Origin of the sequence: Streptomyces sp. NPDC000594 (assembly GCF_040299965.1) — a bacterium.
Lineage (GTDB): Bacteria > Actinomycetota > Actinomycetes > Streptomycetales > Streptomycetaceae > Streptomyces.
This window is the reverse complement of sequence record NZ_JBEPCY010000015.1, coordinates 182228-196354: the sequence shown is the minus strand read 5'-3', so window position 1 is coordinate 196354 and position 14127 is coordinate 182228. Positions and strand designations below refer to the sequence as shown.

Annotated in this window: 14 protein-coding genes and 1 tRNA gene; 6 read left to right on the top strand and 9 right to left on the bottom strand. The window is 67.1% G+C overall.

The annotated features are described in order from the left end of the window. Nucleotides 1–151: 151 nt before the first annotated feature. From ABT354_RS21955 to ABT354_RS21940, 4 genes are all read right to left on the bottom strand, one after another. Nucleotides 152–808, bottom strand: coding sequence for a DedA family protein (locus tag ABT354_RS21955; protein WP_502983466.1), 657 nt, complete (start codon nt 806–808; stop codon nt 152–154). Between the two features lie 373 nt (nt 809–1181). Then, nucleotides 1182–1400 carry an FmdB family zinc ribbon protein gene (locus tag ABT354_RS21950; RefSeq protein WP_351496301.1) on the bottom strand — a complete coding sequence of 73 codons (219 nt, stop codon included), beginning with the start codon at nt 1398–1400 and terminating at the stop codon, nt 1182–1184. Between the two features lie 61 nt (nt 1401–1461). Next, complete coding sequence (locus tag ABT354_RS21945; protein ID WP_351496299.1) at nt 1462–2850, bottom strand: hypothetical protein; 1389 nt, start codon at nt 2848–2850, stop codon at nt 1462–1464. Between the two features lie 123 nt (nt 2851–2973). Continuing rightward, nucleotides 2974–3759 carry a DUF4097 family beta strand repeat-containing protein gene (locus ABT354_RS21940; RefSeq protein WP_351496297.1) on the bottom strand — a complete coding sequence of 262 codons (786 nt, stop codon included), beginning with the start codon at nt 3757–3759 and terminating at the stop codon, nt 2974–2976. Nucleotides 3760–3955: 196 nt separating this feature from the next. Here ABT354_RS21940 and ABT354_RS21935 point away from each other — a divergent pair. Continuing rightward, a tRNA-Val gene (locus tag ABT354_RS21935) sits at nt 3956–4030 on the top strand. Between the two features lie 349 nt (nt 4031–4379). On the opposite strand, the gene ABT354_RS21930 is transcribed toward ABT354_RS21935, so the two are convergent. Next, a complete protein-coding gene (locus ABT354_RS21930) occupies nt 4380–5219 on the bottom strand; it encodes a helix-turn-helix domain-containing protein (protein ID WP_351496295.1) in 840 nt (279 codons plus the stop codon). A 526-nt stretch (nt 5220–5745) separates the two neighbouring features. On the opposite strand from ABT354_RS21930, the gene ABT354_RS21925 reads away from it, so the two are divergent. Continuing rightward, complete coding sequence (locus ABT354_RS21925) at nt 5746–6552, top strand: DUF4365 domain-containing protein (protein ID WP_351496293.1); 807 nt, start codon at nt 5746–5748, stop codon at nt 6550–6552. Nucleotides 6553–6631: 79 nt separating this feature from the next. Then, nucleotides 6632–7507 (top strand): HNH endonuclease, encoded by an 876-nt coding sequence (locus ABT354_RS21920; protein WP_351496291.1) that lies wholly within the window; start codon nt 6632–6634, stop codon nt 7505–7507. A gap of 50 nt (nt 7508–7557) precedes the next feature. Here ABT354_RS21920 and ABT354_RS21915 read toward each other — a convergent pair whose 3' ends face one another. From ABT354_RS21915 to ABT354_RS21900, 4 genes are all read right to left on the bottom strand, one after another. Next, nucleotides 7558–8010, bottom strand: a complete 453-nt coding sequence (locus ABT354_RS21915; protein ID WP_351496289.1) for a hypothetical protein — start codon at nt 8008–8010, stop codon at nt 7558–7560. Nucleotides 8011–9251: 1241 nt separating this feature from the next. Continuing rightward, a complete protein-coding gene (locus tag ABT354_RS21910; RefSeq protein ID WP_351496287.1) occupies nt 9252–10100 on the bottom strand; it encodes an endonuclease/exonuclease/phosphatase family protein in 849 nt (282 codons plus the stop codon). A gap of 208 nt (nt 10101–10308) precedes the next feature. Further along, nucleotides 10309–10470, bottom strand: coding sequence for a hypothetical protein (locus tag ABT354_RS21905; protein WP_351496327.1), 162 nt, complete (start codon nt 10468–10470; stop codon nt 10309–10311). Then, on the bottom strand, nt 10467–10706 hold the full coding sequence (locus ABT354_RS21900) for a DUF7848 domain-containing protein (RefSeq protein ID WP_351496285.1): 240 nt from the start codon (nt 10704–10706) through the stop codon (nt 10467–10469). The genes ABT354_RS21905 and ABT354_RS21900 overlap by 4 nt, the downstream gene beginning before the upstream one ends. A gap of 148 nt (nt 10707–10854) precedes the next feature. Here ABT354_RS21900 and ABT354_RS21895 point away from each other — a divergent pair, with 148 nt between their 5' ends. From ABT354_RS21895 to ABT354_RS21885, 3 genes are all read left to right on the top strand, one after another. Continuing rightward, nucleotides 10855–12300, top strand: a complete 1446-nt coding sequence (locus ABT354_RS21895) for an NsdA family TPR-like regulatory protein (RefSeq protein ID WP_351496283.1) — start codon at nt 10855–10857, stop codon at nt 12298–12300. Between the two features lie 14 nt (nt 12301–12314). Next, complete coding sequence (locus ABT354_RS21890; protein ID WP_351496281.1) at nt 12315–12797, top strand: hypothetical protein; 483 nt, start codon at nt 12315–12317, stop codon at nt 12795–12797. A 566-nt stretch (nt 12798–13363) separates the two neighbouring features. After that, entirely contained in the window at nt 13364–13948 is a 585-nt protein-coding gene (locus ABT354_RS21885; RefSeq protein ID WP_351496279.1) for an HD domain-containing protein, read from the top strand. Nucleotides 13949–14127 lie beyond the last annotated feature (179 nt).

The window sequence follows — 14127 nt, the reverse complement described above, 5'->3', positions numbered from 1 at the left end:
GGGGGTGCCGACCCGGCGCCCCTCCCTCGCCCTGGGCGCCCACCCCCGCCCCCCGCCTCCCCCGGTCCCGCCCGCCCCCCCGCGAACAACATCCGCCCGCGGCCCCGCTTCCGTGCTTTCCAGCTCCGCTGGAATGATCAAGCGGTACGGGTCACTTGCGCCTGCTGCCGGCCCCCGGCTTCATCATCCGCATGACGACGAAGGCGATGACGGCGAGCAGGGCGAAGCCCAGGACCACCTTGGAGTAGGTCGAGACATACCCGGCGACCTGGTCCCAGTTCTCCCCGAGGAGATATCCGGCCATCACGAAGATGGTGTTCCAGATCGCGCTGCCCACCGTGGTGAGCAGCAGGAAGATCCCGATCGGCATCCGTTCCACACCGGCTGGTACGGAGATCATGGACCGGAAGATCGGGATCATTCTGCCGAAGAAGACGGCCTTGGTGCCGTGCTTGGCGAACCACGCCTCCGTCTTCTCGATGTCGGATATCTTCACCAGCGGCAGCTTGGACGCGATGGCGATCGTGCGTTCCCGGCCGAGGAGGGCGCCCACGCCGTACAGGGCGAGCGCGCCGACCACCGAACCGATGGTGGTCCAGAGCAGGGCCGCGTACAGATTCATCTTGCCCGTGCTGGCGGTGAAGCCCGCCAGCGGCAGGATCACCTCGCTCGGCAGCGGGGGAAAGAGGTTCTCCAGCGCGATGGCTATGCCCGCACCGGGGGCGCCGAGTGTCTCCATCATGTCGGTGACCCAGCCCGGGGCACCGCTCTCCGCACCCGCCGCGAGGGTGACGATCATTGAGTCCATGCCTTTCACGGTAGAAAACCGCAGCTGAAGAGAGTCTGAAGACCACACTCAGACTGGTTTCTGTGGTGTACCCCAGTGTGCGGTACCCGGCCGACGACCGATGTTGTCGATCATGCACAAAGACCGTTGGGACCCCGGGGGAGGGATCCCTGACGGAACCGCTCGGTCCGGTCCGCGGTGCTCCTGGGGAGCGCGCGACAAGGGGAACCACTGGTCCCCGTACGGTACATGAGCGGCCGCACGCGGGAATGCGGTGGACAGGTGGCAGGGGGTGCCCGGCCACCGCCCGGGGCGCCCGGACCGGCCGGCGTGAGCGGCCGGTCGCCGTCTGTGTACGGGCCCCGGCCCCGGTGGGCGGTACCGGGGTGTCCGGTCAGCCGCAGCAGCCTCCGCCGCAGCAGCCCCCGCCCCCGCCTCCGGCGCCGCCGCCCGCGGGGCCCTGCTGCGTACCGCCGACGGCGACGGTCGAGAGGAGCCGCACGGTGTCCTCATGGCCCTGGGGGCAGGCGGCGGGGTCGGCGGACCGGGCCATCGGGCGGCTGACTTCGAAGGTGTCGCCGCAGCTGCGGCAGCGGAAATCGTAACGAGGCATGTGCCCAGGCTACGCGGTCCGTTGACACCGGGCGGGAGCCCTGTTCATGGGGAAACAGCGGTTATGAGGTCCCGGTCGTTGATGAGGCCCCGGTGGTGCCCCGTTCCTCCCGGATCCGCTCCACCGTTCGTGCCGCGGTGTTCCGGACCGCTTCCGTCTCGCCGAGGAAGTGCCAGTAGTCGGGGTGGCGCCCGGTGAGGCCCTCGATCGCCCGCTCCAGCCGGGCCACCGCGTCGTCCAGGGGGCGGGCGTGCCGGGGCTCGGGCGTCTGGCGGCCCGACATGGCCAGCCGCTGGGCGTCCCGGATTGCGAAGCGGGTGCGCTCGATCTCCCGCCGGGGGTCCTCGGCGACCTCGTCGAGCCGCCGCAGCCGGTCCCCGGCGGCGGAGACCGCCTCATCGGTGCTGTTCAGCAGGGCGCGGACGGTGCCGAGCAGTGCGGTGGCGTCCGGCCAGCGCTGCTCCTCGCGGGCGTGGGCGGCCTCCCGGAGCTTCTCCCGGGCCTGCCCCAGACTCCGGGCCGCGCTCTCCGGCACCTGCTGGAGATCCTGCCAGCAGGCGACGGAGAACCGCCGCCGCAGCTCGCTGAGGACCGGCTCGACCGCCTCGGTACGGGTGGCCAGGGCTTCGGCCCGGGTCCGCAGCGAGACCAGCCGCCGGTCGATTTCGGCGGCGCGCTCGGGCAGCCGCTCCGCCTCGGTCCGGATGGCCTCGGCGTCCCGGAGCACCCGGTCGGCGCGGTGGAGGGTCTCGGTCACGCCATGGCGGCCTGCGCCCTGGTTGAGGAGGGTCAGCTCGGGGGCGAGGGCGGCGAGCCGGGCGGCGAGATCGTCCGCACGCATTCCGGAGCCCCGCACCGTGTCGAGAGCATTGCTCGCGGCGAGGAGCGCCGCTCTCGCCCGCTCGACGGCGGGCGCCAGCCGGGCCAGCTGGGTCTCGGCCCGCTCCAGCAGTGGCCCGAGGCTCCGCGCGTAGTGGTCCAGCTCGGTCCTGGTGGCGACCAGCTCGTCGCGGGCCTTGTCGAGCTTGACCCGCGCCTGCTGGGCGAGGGACGGGTCGAGATCGTCCCGGTCCAGGTCGTACGCGTCCACCGCGGCGATATAGCGGTGGCTGACCTCGTCGATGCGCCCGCTGAGCGCCGTGAAGCCGTCCACCATCCGGCGGGCCTCGGGGGAGCTGTCGACGGCGGTGATCGTCTCCAGCGAGATCCGCAGCTCCCGCTGGGCGCTGTCCAGCTCGTAGAAGGCCGCGGCGGCGGCGTCCTTCGAGGCCTGGGCGGCGGCCCGTCCGCTCTCCCCCCGGCCACCGAACCAGCGCCGTGCCCCACCACTGGTGAAGGAGGCCGCGGCGGCCCCCGTGATCAGGAAGAGCGGCAGCAGGGTGAGGGCGAGGATGTCCCGGGCGCCACCCGCTGTCGCTGTTGTCCGCGGCTGCGTGTGTCTGGCCGTCACATCCCTCTCCCGTGCCGTTTCGCCGTACCCGGTACATTCTCCCACCTGGTACCGACGATCACACGGCTCCGGCTTCGGGTTCCGCTTGGTCTCCGCCTTTCTCTGTCCCTGTCTCCGACCCGGTCAGCGGTTGCGTACGGTCACATCGCCGTTGTCGCTGCGGACGGTGACCACCCGCGGGCTCTTCCGGTCCCGGTCGACGTCCACCCTGGCCGTTCCGTTCTCACTTCTGGCGTCCACGTCGTACGGACCCCCCGAGCGGGGCAGACCGATGTGTACATCCCCGTTGTCACTGACGATGTCCACCCGGTCCGGGGCGGCCCCGTCCCGCAGCCCGATCCGCACGTCCCCGTTGTCGCTCCTGGCCTTCAGCCGCTCCGCCCGGACCCCCTCGGTGGTGGTGCTCCCGTTGTCGCTGCGGAGGTCGAGGGGGCCGGTGGTGTCCCGTACCGTCACATGCCCGTTGTCCGTGACGGCCGTCAGCGGGGTGCTCAGACCGGTGGCGGTGACGCTCCCGTTGTCACTGCGTACGGTCACGACGACATCGCGCGGCACCCGTACCGTATGACGGGCCTCACAGTCGCTGGCGACGGCTTTGCACTGCACCCGCAGGGTCAGCCGGCCGTCCTCCAGCTTCCACCGCTTCTCGGGCCCCTCCCCGATGAACACCCAGCCGTCGACCTTGCGGACCACCTCGACCCGCCGCACATCGGCTGCGATCACCTCGATCGCGGAGTTGTCGTTGTCGATGGTGAGGCTCTTCCCCGCCAGCGCGAACACCTTCCGCTCCGCGGGCGCGCTCTCGGCATCCGCCGCCTCCCCACACCCCGCGAGCGCCACCACCAGCGCCCCCACGACCATCCCCGCGGCCCCGCCCCGCCACCCCCTGGCACCGGCCCTTCCCGCCATCCCGCTCACTCCCTCACCCCTGGCCCCCCGATGCCCCTCACGCTAGCCACCACCCCCACCCACCACGATCCGGCCCGCCACCCCGTCCCGGGTGGGGCTATCCCCCCTGCGGGACCTCTCAGGGGCACGCCACAGCGGAAAAGGAACGGGTTTGCGGGGCGGACCCCGGTGCCATGTACGCTGTCCTCTCATCCACGGGTGCGTAGCTCAGGGGTAGAGCGCTGCTCTTACAAAGCAGATGTCGGCGGTTCGAAACCGTCCGCGCCCACCACCACAGAGGCCCCCCGCCGATCACGGCGGGGGGCCTCTGACGTCTCCGGGGCGGAACGCCTGTGGTGGTCAGCAGAGTCGCCGTACCATTTCGGGCGCCGGTCGGCCCGTACGAGGTTCCTGTGAGCGCTTGCCGAGGTACCCCACCCCTTCGAGCGGGCCGCCACCAGCAGCAGGCCTCCCACCTTCTTCCTGGCAGGAGGCGGCACGAATGGTGGAGGCGCCGTTCGAACTGGGTGTGACGAGGAACCATCGCCGTCCTTGCCGCTGAGCGTGTGCTTCACGGCGTTGGCCGAGTTCGCCGACGGCAAGCTGGATGCGGTCGGCTCCACTTTGGAAGAACTCTTCCTCTAGGGAGTGGTGGTCGCCGCCAGGCCCCGGAACTCCTCCATCACTTGGAGGAGCAGAGCCCGTGCTTCCTGTCCGAACACGGCGGCGTCCTCAAAGTATTCAAAGTGCTCCTCGTAGAAGGTGACGGTGTCCGGCTCGATGGAGACCCGCTCATCCCGGAACTCCTCAATCACCACGGCCCGCCGGTCGCACAGCGTGAAGCCGTGGCGGGGTACGAGCGGTACCGGCCGGCGCCAGGGGATCACCCCGAGGCGTACGGTGCTCAGGCTCTCGACAGCCAGCAGCCGGTCGAGCTGGGCCAGCATCAGCGACGGGGTGCCGGGCCAGGTCCGGAGGACGCCTTCCGTCAGGACGAAGACCGACTCCCGCTCCCGTTCGTAGACCACGCTCTGGCGCTCCACCCGGGCGGCGACCGCCCGACCGACTTTCTCAGGCGTCGGCTTCGGTCCGCTCTCGAAGACATGGCGGGCGTACTCGGCGGTCTGGAGCATCGCGGGCAGGACCACGCACTGGAACGAACGGATCAGCCGGGCACCACGAACCATGTCGTCGAACCCGGAGGGCTGGGTAGCGTCCTGCCCCGGGGGAGGCGCGGCCTCCACCGCCGCCAGCAGTTCATCGACCTCGGCCCGCGTCGGGGCATCCAGCCCCAGTGCTCGGGAGAGCCGGTCGAGGACATCGGCGCTCGGTACCATCCGGCCGTTCTCGACCTTGGACACGGTCGGCTGCCCGACGCCGGCCCGACCCGCCAGCACGGCACCGGTCAGCCCAGCCTCAGCCCTCAGCGCACGAAGCCGTGCCCCGAGCGCCGTCAACCGCTTCTGCCGCTCACTCCCCATACCCAGGGTTCTACACCACACCACCAGGACCACCGGGAACGACCAGCCAGCCCAAGCCCTCCAGGGCGTGATTCAAGCTTTCCCTACGGGTTCAAGGCCCGCGCACGGCCCGACCCGGCCCCGGCACCCGGGCCCGCCCCTGCCTCCGGCGGGCGGCCCGGCCACCAGGCCGCCAACGTCCCGGCCCGCTCAGGAGAACCCCTCTGTGGCCGGGGCGGTCGGCTCCACGGCTTTAGGCAGCCACCATGGGGCGAGCCTCCAAGATCGGGGCCCACCCCACATCGGGCCATTGCGGGCAGGTCCACAGACCGCCCGAGTCGCCAGCAGCTTACGGGCCCCGATCTCTCGCCCCACGGCAGCTCCCGCCCAAAGCCCCTCCACCGCCCTCGCCTCAGGAGAAGTCCACCGTCGCGGAAGCTCAGAGATCCTGCACATGGCCGTAGAACATGTGCTGTGATCCTATGCAAGACCATCGAACTCAGGAGGAATTTTGCCCAGGAGGCCCACACAACACAGGGTAGCCTCCATGGCCGTCAACGCGGTGGAGCAGATTTGGGTTTCATTAGGTCATGCGACTGGAAAAATCCCGGAGGACTACGGTGAAGACCTCTTGATCCAAACCTGCCTTGACGATCGAATGGACCCGTCGAGGCTTTGGGTGCAAGTGAAGGGAACAAGAGGTGACTGCTCAAACCCAAGAAAGGCTCTACCCATTATCAAGGTAAAAGCCGAGCAGGTTCTTCGATGGGCGCGCAGTGCAGACCTAGTTGTCGTTATCCTCTGGGATACCGGGAATCAAATCGGCTTCTACAGCGTTCCTGCCGGTCACTTCGATCACACCAGTCTAAGAAATTTTCCGGATGGCAAGGTTCCTCTAAGATTTACACGAGACAGAACCTTCAACGAGGGAGCCGCAAGGCACCTTGCCTGGTCTGCGAGAATCAGACACACAAACAGATCCCTCCAGTGCGCACTGGCAAACCTACGGGATGCCGAATGCGCCAACATTCAACAAGACGTGATGTTTTTCAGGAACATCATCAAGGAATTACTGGTCGACTTCCTGGCAGACGCGAAAGTAAGCAACCCAGACGGAACCCTAAGCGAGCACTTTAAGGAGCTGATTGCAGTTGGCGTTCGTCGATCGGAATCCACAATCCTCGAAGAAGTGGTACTGAAGGCCACCATTGACGCACTACTTAAATCCGCACATCGAAATTGCGAAGGAAACGGGCTACCCCCCACACTCGTCCAGCACCTGGCGAGCCCACTATGTGAGGGAATTTTCGGCAGCGGCTTAAGGGAGCTGCGCGAATCGAGCATCGGGCCCTGAAGCAAGGGATGCCCCGAAAAGGCAGACTTCAGGGACTCGGCGCGCGAGGAATTTACATATCGGCGAAAATAGCATCTAAATGAGCTCGGACAAAACTCAATGGTTCGACCACAACTACTACAGCACCTACCGAATCGCCAGCAGAGTTCAAAGGCTCGCCCTATGCCCTGACTACCGTTACCTTGAAGCACTGATGCTAGATGACGGCATCTTCGAGTTTCTTCCACATTGGCAGAAAGACAGCGCTCTACATAAATTCATTCGCTACATTGCTGACGAAATAATGGAATCCGACAACAGCGGTGATCGTGCCGTCCTCTTCGGTGCGGACATGATGAAGCCCAAGAAGACCATACCTGTCGAAGCAGCTCTAGTGGCCTACGGACTACGGGAAAAAATCTCTTTTGAGATTCCAGACATCCCTCCTACCGCCCACACTGAAGGGAACCTGACGCGATTTGAGACCGCAGTAGAGGTGCACGACGCCTGCTACGAGCATTTTCTCGAAGTGCGACTAAGTCAGGCGTACGAAGACTTCCTGAAAAAGATTTCCAAGGAGGTCTTCTATGTGATGTTCACGAATCGAGTCACCCTCCAGGCGCTTCACGAGTACCTGTCTCGATACGTGATGGGGGTTGGGCATGACACCGAAGAGTCACAGAGTTCTAGGTACAGAAAATATCTGGAGCGTCCCGGCGCGATTAAGCGCACAAAAGTACCGAAGTGGGTGCAGCGAGCTATCTACTTTCGCGATCGCGGCATGTGCACAAAGTGTGGCCGAGATCTGACGGGCTTGGTAAATCGATTCAGTTCCGAAAATTTCGATCACATGATCCCACTCGCCCGAGGGGGCTTGAATGACGTGACGAATATTCAATTGCTTTGCTCAGGCTGCAACAACAGCAAATCAGATAAGTTTCAACTGTCGAGCAGTCGCTACCAGGACTGGTACTAGGGATCCATGCCTCACTCATGAGGCAAATCCAGGACCACCCCTCAATCGGTTCATTGATGAATCCGGGCATGGAAATCACGGTAAATCACGTGGCAGTCCTGTGCGATCTTTTGGTAGTCCTCAGCAACGACCGGTTCGATATCGGCCAGGTGTTCGGGTGTGCGCGCCTTGCTCAGGTGCATAACGTGCTGGCTGGCCAGGGTCCATGCCTCGCGCATACGGGTGTCAGCTTCACGATCTGCGGGAGTCCAGCCGGGAGCGAAGTCCTGGGCCTGCCAGTCGCGGACGTCAGTTCCCTTGACCAAGAACTCAGCCAGGAGACGCACATTAACCCAGAACGACTCGATACACGCTACTCGTACAGCGTCAGCAACGCCGACAACGTCCGGCAGCAGCGGAGCGAGCCGTTCGATCTGGTCTGCGGCTAAGTCGACGAAGTCCAAGGCGCGAGCCTTGTCTGGGTGCTCAGCGTCCCACCAAGTAGGTGACGGTTGTTTGGTCATGGTCGGCAGGATAGAGCTACGTCAAGTGGAGCGTCACAGGCAGAACAGCGAGGGCAGCTTTGGAGGGCAACACCTCATGGACTACGTGTGGACGGGTGAGCTCTGATCTGACCTTTTTGTGCCCTTGACCTGCGTCTTTCCCACAAGGGCACAGGCCCTCCGGAGTCATGTGCGGAGGCGAGAATGACGGAAGCCCTAACAGGACCAACTGTTGTGGATGGCATGCACCCACATTCCGCGAGGAGCTCATCACCAACCGAAGGCTAGGGCCGTCTACGTCACGGCCGAGTGGGTGGCCGACAGTCGGCGGACCTGCTGTCGCTGCGGGGGTGTGTCCGGCCGGCATGGCTGGTGGCGCTGGCTCGATCGGACGAGAGGCCTTTGGAGGCAAGCCGTTCTGCTGACATCTAACGCTGACATCAACGACTCCGGATGGCGGCGGCCCACTCCATCCACGGGTGGCCCCGGTTCACGACGCGGACCCCACCAGGTCGAGGCCGTATCGAACTTACAAAGCAGATGTCGGCGGTTCGAAACCGTCCGCGCCCACCGTGTTGACCAGCAGCGGAGCCCCCTACCGATCTTGGTAGGGGGCTCCGCTGCTGGTCATTTAGGAGAAATTTAGGGGACGGGCTCCACGAAGGAGATCACGATCCCGGACTCCGCCCGCGCCGCCACCGCGCTTCCAGCGCGTCCGGCCGGTGCCGCCGCATCTCCGGTGTGACGTGCTCGTATACACCCTCGATGTCCTTGGGGACCCACCCCATGGTGGCGAATCGGAGGCCCTGTCGACCCGGCCCTCCTTCGTAGGAGACGTTACGTAGCCTGATCCCGCGTCCAGCTGTCCGCGCGTCAGGGTGTTCTCTCACCGGGCACTGAGGCGGGTGCGAAGGTGCCGTTTGCTGGGCTCGGAGTAAGTCTCACCGGCGGCGGCCAGCCTGTGTACGTCACCGAGTTCCAGGTGACCGACGAGCCACGCGGCCAGGGCGGGCACCTTGATCCCTCCTGGTGGGTGGAGCCGGGCCATGCGCTCCAGGACGGAGGCGACCGCCAGGAGGTTCCCGGTCCCGGGGGCGAGGTCGGCGACGGTCTACCCGACGGCGCGGTGATGTTCCGGACCGTTGACCCGATGCCGCCGACAGCGGGGTTGAGCGCGAGTTCGGTACGGAGGCCGGCGATTTCCTCCATGGCCGTCTCACGGACACCCTTGAGGAAGAGCCGCCCTGTTGCTCGGCCCGTGGTCAGGGGAGGTCGGCGTCGAGGACGGTGGGGAGGTGGTCGCTGGCGTCGCGGGCGTGGGGGGTGTCGTGGGTCGCGTACGCCCTCGGGGTGAACCCCCTGTAGAGGATGTGGTCCAGGGTGAGGGGGACCTTCTCGTTGTCGTACGCGTAGCCGACGGTGGGTTCGCGCGGAGTGCCGAGGTGGGTCTGGGGTTCGTGCCAGCCGGATGTGATGAGGAGCTGGAGTGCGCGCCGGTCCATGCCGCCGAACCGTCCGTCGTCGGTGAGGTGCCGGTAGCGGGCGTGGAGGTTGCGGGGGATCGCGGCCCAGTCGTCGGGGTCCTGGTCGTGGATGCCGGAGGTGTTGAGGTCGCCGAGGAGGAGGGCGTGGTCGGGGGTGCGGGGGAAGGGTCCGGCGTGGTCGGTGAGCCACTGTGCCTCGCGCAGTCGGCTCTCGCCGTCGGTGTGGGTCAGGTGGGTGGCGAGGGCGAGGAGGTCGAGGCTGTCGTCGTCCCCGGCCTGCACGGGCCGCAGCCGGGCGTGGATCAGGGCGTGGTGGAAGACCCCGACCCCGGTGGTGCGGTGGCCGAGGAGCCTCAGCCTGGAGGGCCGGTACAGCAGGGCGGTGTGGTTGCGGCCGTCACCGATCCCGTCCCGGACCATCGCCACCGGCGCCATCTCCAGGGCGCGGCACATCCAGTGCAGGCGCCGCTCCTCACCCTCGTCCCAGAAGGTGCATTCCTGGAGCGCGAGCACGTCGGGCGCCAGGTCGGCGAGGATGTCGGCCTGCTGGTGGAAGCGCTGCTCGGAGGGGCCGTCGACACCGCCGCAGCGCAGATTCCAGGTGACGGCACGCAGACGTACGGACATGGATGTCCCTTCGGGTGGGTTGGGTGGGGCCCGGTACCGCTGGTTGCCGGGGGACCGCCGCCCGGGGGCCCGCCGGACAGGGGTTGGCGGGCCCACACGGACGGCGGTCCTGGTCACCCGCCCCCTCGTCGCCGGGCCCGGGGCAGGTGCGTCCGGCGCCCGAGGGGCGGGCGGGTCCCGCCCGTGCGGTGGGCGGGGGTTCAGGAAGTCAGGAGAGGTGGCAGCCGCAGCCGCAGTGCTCAGTGAGGACGGGTGCCTCGGCCTCGGCCTGCTGCGGAAGCCGTATCTCCTCGGGGCCGAAGCACAGCTCGCACGCGTCTTGTCGGCACTCGGGTGTGCGGTCTGGGGTCGACTGGGTGGGGGCGCTCACGACGGAGCCGTCTCGCTTGCTCCCGCCGGATCGGTGTCGGTGCCCACCGTGTGCAGCGGCTCGATGGTCACCTGCTGAAACTCCCGGTGTCCGGTGAGGAGGGCATGCCCGAGTGCCCACCCCGCGAACTCAGCCAACGGTGGCCCGAGCGGGGACCGGGCATCGCACCGGGTGCACTGAATCACCCGTGTCGTGGGCGCACCCTCCACTGGGATCAGTGTCTCTCTCTGAGCCATCCGGCATCCCTACGTTGTTGGTCACGTAGGACGAGCATCGGCTCGGTCAGCTAACACCGGTATAACCACGAGGGGTTACCGAGTCGGTAATAGAGTCGTTGAAGCTCCCGACAGACGCTGCTATGCAACGATCAACCCAGGAAGCCGTATGGACGCCTACACCCGAGGCCCGCTGCCTCAAGGTCTGCTCGACAGAGCAGATTTACGAGCAGCCCTGATCGAGCACGACTTTGCTGCCGCCTTCACTTTGATCAAGAAATGGGCCGGCCTCTCTCAGAACCGGATCGGCGCAGCTTGCCAGCTCACACCCGGCAAGGTGTCCAAGATCATCGGTGGAACCCACCGAGTCACCAGCTTCGAGGTGATCTGCCGGATCGCCGATGGCCTCCGCATCCCTGGTCACCTGCTGGGCCTGGCCCCGCGCCCTTGGGAAAGCAACAACACCGAACCACCGCAATGCGCGCCGGACTGTCCGCCCGCAGACGACCTCCTGTGGCGGCAGGATGCCACGGTGCACCTCGCGGACGAACTGACGAGGAATGATTTCCTGATGGACAGACGTGCGATAGCGCGTGCCCTGGCTGGAGCAGCGGTCGCCGGCGGCGCTCTGCTTGATCCCCTGGAAGGATGGTTGCAGCCGTCCGCCCCAGCGGCCACCTGTGTACGTCGGGGACGATTGGGAGCCCGGGATGTCACTGAGCTGGAATCCTCAGCCAAGGAGCTGCGGCACTGGAGCCGACGGCATGGAGGCGGGCTGCGCCGGAAGGCGGTCATCGGGCAGCTGAACGAGGTGGCCGGCACCCTTCGCGACCACCAGGCGCCTGCGGTTGAGGCCAGGCTCTACCGGGTGATGGCCCAGCTTGCGGGAACGGCTGCGACAACAGCGTGGGACGCCGGATTCCAGCGCCGGGCGCAGGACTACTATCGCCTCGCGCTCCGTGCGGCACACGCGGGCGGTGACCTCCCCTTCGGCGCGAACATCCTGGCGGGGATGGCACGGCAGATGCTCTACTGCAATCGCCCTGACGATGCCCTCCAGCTGATCCAGCTTGCGCAAGAGGGCGCGCGCGGAGCGATAGGGCCCCGGGTGCGCGCCATGCTCCACACGAGGGAAGCATGGGCGTACGCCGCTCTCGACCGCATGGCGGGTTTTGAGAGGGCCACCGCGCGAGCACGTGAAGTGCTTGCGGAAACGGGGCCGGACGATGATGAGCCGTACTGGATCACATACTTCGACGGTGCCGAGCTGGCCGGCGTTACCGGGGGTCGGCTCCTGGACATGGCCCGCCGGGATCCACGGAAGCACGCGGAACGGGCTGCGGAGCACATCCGCCTCGCTCTGGCGTCCCGTGGCCCGCAGACGGGACGGGGCCACGTGCTGGACCGGATCGGACTGGCCGAGTGCCACTTCCTGATGGGGGACAGGCGTGGTGCCACGACCGAGACGATGGCCGCTGTTGAGGCAGCCCGGGACATGTGGTCCGGACGGGTGCGTGCGCAGTTGGGCAAGCTCTACCCCTACACGGTTGGCGACACCGCCTCCCAGCCCCTGAAAGAAGCACGGGATAGTATCCGCGACCTGCTGTCGAGCTGATGAGGAGTGGACACATGGTGACCCTCGCTGTGACTGGACACATGGACTTGACCGAGGAGAGTGTGCCGCTGGTCCGGGCCGCTCTGCGCGACCTGATTGCCGGGTTCGGTCCTGAGGTGACCGGGGTGTCATGCATTGCCGCCGGATCGGACACGATCTTCGCGGAGGAGGTCACGGCGGCGGGTGGACAACTCATCGTCGTCATCCCCTCGCAGAACTACCGGGAGGCGAAGGTGAAGCCGGACCATGCCCCGTCCTTCGACCGCCTGATCACGGCGGCGTCCGAAGTCGTGACACTGCCGCACCCCACGGCGAACCGTGCGGCCTACGAAGAGGCCAACGACCTGTTGCTGAGGCGTGCCCACCGCCTTGTCGCGGTCTGGGACGGCTCTCCGCCGGCCGGAAGGGGGGGAACCGCCGACACCGTGGCCTTGGCGCGCGAAGCCGGGATGCCTGTCGACGTGGTCTGGCCGGCGACCGCCGCCCGCAGGGGTTGAGTGGCCCACCCGGCGCGCTTGGAGGATGGGCGGCGCAACCATGGTGATCCACTGTTGGACAACCCCGCGCGCACGGGGACCGCAACGCTCCGCACGCGTGGCCGATCTCGCGGACCGGATCATCGCGCATGCACGGGGACCACGCCGCGCACCACGACAACTGGTCGCGATTGGGCGGATCATCCCCGCATGCACGGGGACCACCGGACTCCCTCCGGGCCTGCCTGGGAGGCCAGCGGATCATCCCCGCATGCACGGGGACCACTCTTTCCGATCTGGGCCTCAGTGGCGGCTTTGCACTTGCTTTACGGAACCGGCACCGACCTCGAGCACGTTATCTTGCACCGCCAAAAGGCAGCGGACCGAGCCGGCGGACGACTTCGTGCCAGCGGGTGCTGCTGGCCGTCCGCCCCAACTTGTCGCGGCACGGTCGACCGCTGGGCGGGTTCCCGCGTGGAGGCCTGCCGGTGTTGTTGGATGACTCTCGGCTCCCACCGCAGGCTCGGCGGGAGCTGGCGGGCGTCCGGTACGTGATCCGCCTCGCCGAGGCGTGAAAGGGGACACCAGTGGGTGACCAGGACCTGGCGGATGTGGCTCACTTCCTCTGGGAGGCGGGCACCTTGAAGGCGGCCCGGCGAACGGGCTGGTGGATGGCGGGCATCCGGGACCCCGAGAGCGTCGCCGAGCACGCGTGGCGTACGTCCGTCATCGCCTCGGTCATCGCCACCCTGGAGGGCGCCGACGCCGCGCGGTCCGCGCATCTCGCGGTGTGGCACGACTCGCAGGAGACGCGCACGGGTGACGTGAACCACCTGGGGAAGAAGTACGCGCCCGCAGGCGACCCCGAGGCCGTGACGGTGGACCAGACGGCCGGCATGCCCGAGGTCCTGCGTTCCGCGATCCGTGCGGTCGTCGCCGAGTACGAGGCCCGGGAGACGCCGGAGGCCATCTGTGCGCGGGACGCGGACAAGTTGGAGTGCATGTTGCAGGGCCTGGAGTACAAGGGGCAGGGGTACGAGGCGGCCCAGCGATGGGTCGACAACAGCCGGGCCCGCATCGTCACCCCATCCGGCCGGCTGCTCGCCGACCAGCTCTTGGCCCAGGCCCCGCTCGACTGGCTGCGCGCGGCCATGGGCGAGCCCCGCGCTTGATCCGGAACGTTTGCCGCAGTCGGCTTGTCGACCCTGGGCATGCCCTCGGCTCGGGCGTTGACGGCGGTGAAACTCCTGGGCGGCATCCATCTCATCCGGTTGGGCATGGCCACGTGGCGCTCGACGTGTCGAGGCGTCGAATCAGTGTCGGCGAGGCGATGGCTCTTGCCGCGCGCACA

Coding starts and splice junctions, on each gene's coding strand:
- ABT354_RS21955 (WP_502983466.1), bottom strand. CDS start 808: ATGGACTCAATGATCGTCACCCTCGCGGCGGGTGCGGAGAGCGGTGCC.
- ABT354_RS21950 (WP_351496301.1), bottom strand. CDS start 1,400: ATGCCTCGTTACGATTTCCGCTGCCGCAGCTGCGGCGACACCTTCGAA.
- ABT354_RS21940 (WP_351496297.1), bottom strand. CDS start 3,759: ATGGCGGGAAGGGCCGGTGCCAGGGGGTGGCGGGGCGGGGCCGCGGGG.
- ABT354_RS21930 (WP_351496295.1), bottom strand. CDS start 5,219: ATGGGGAGTGAGCGGCAGAAGCGGTTGACGGCGCTCGGGGCACGGCTT.
- ABT354_RS21925 (WP_351496293.1), top strand. CDS start 5,746: ATGGCCGTCAACGCGGTGGAGCAGATTTGGGTTTCATTAGGTCATGCG.
- ABT354_RS21920 (WP_351496291.1), top strand. CDS start 6,632: ATGAGCTCGGACAAAACTCAATGGTTCGACCACAACTACTACAGCACC.
- ABT354_RS21915 (WP_351496289.1), bottom strand. CDS start 8,010: ATGACCAAACAACCGTCACCTACTTGGTGGGACGCTGAGCACCCAGAC.
- ABT354_RS21910 (WP_351496287.1), bottom strand. CDS start 10,100: ATGTCCGTACGTCTGCGTGCCGTCACCTGGAATCTGCGCTGCGGCGGT.
- ABT354_RS21900 (WP_351496285.1), bottom strand. CDS start 10,706: ATGGCTCAGAGAGAGACACTGATCCCAGTGGAGGGTGCGCCCACGACA.
- ABT354_RS21895 (WP_351496283.1), top strand. CDS start 10,855: ATGGACGCCTACACCCGAGGCCCGCTGCCTCAAGGTCTGCTCGACAGA.
- ABT354_RS21890 (WP_351496281.1), top strand. CDS start 12,315: ATGGTGACCCTCGCTGTGACTGGACACATGGACTTGACCGAGGAGAGT.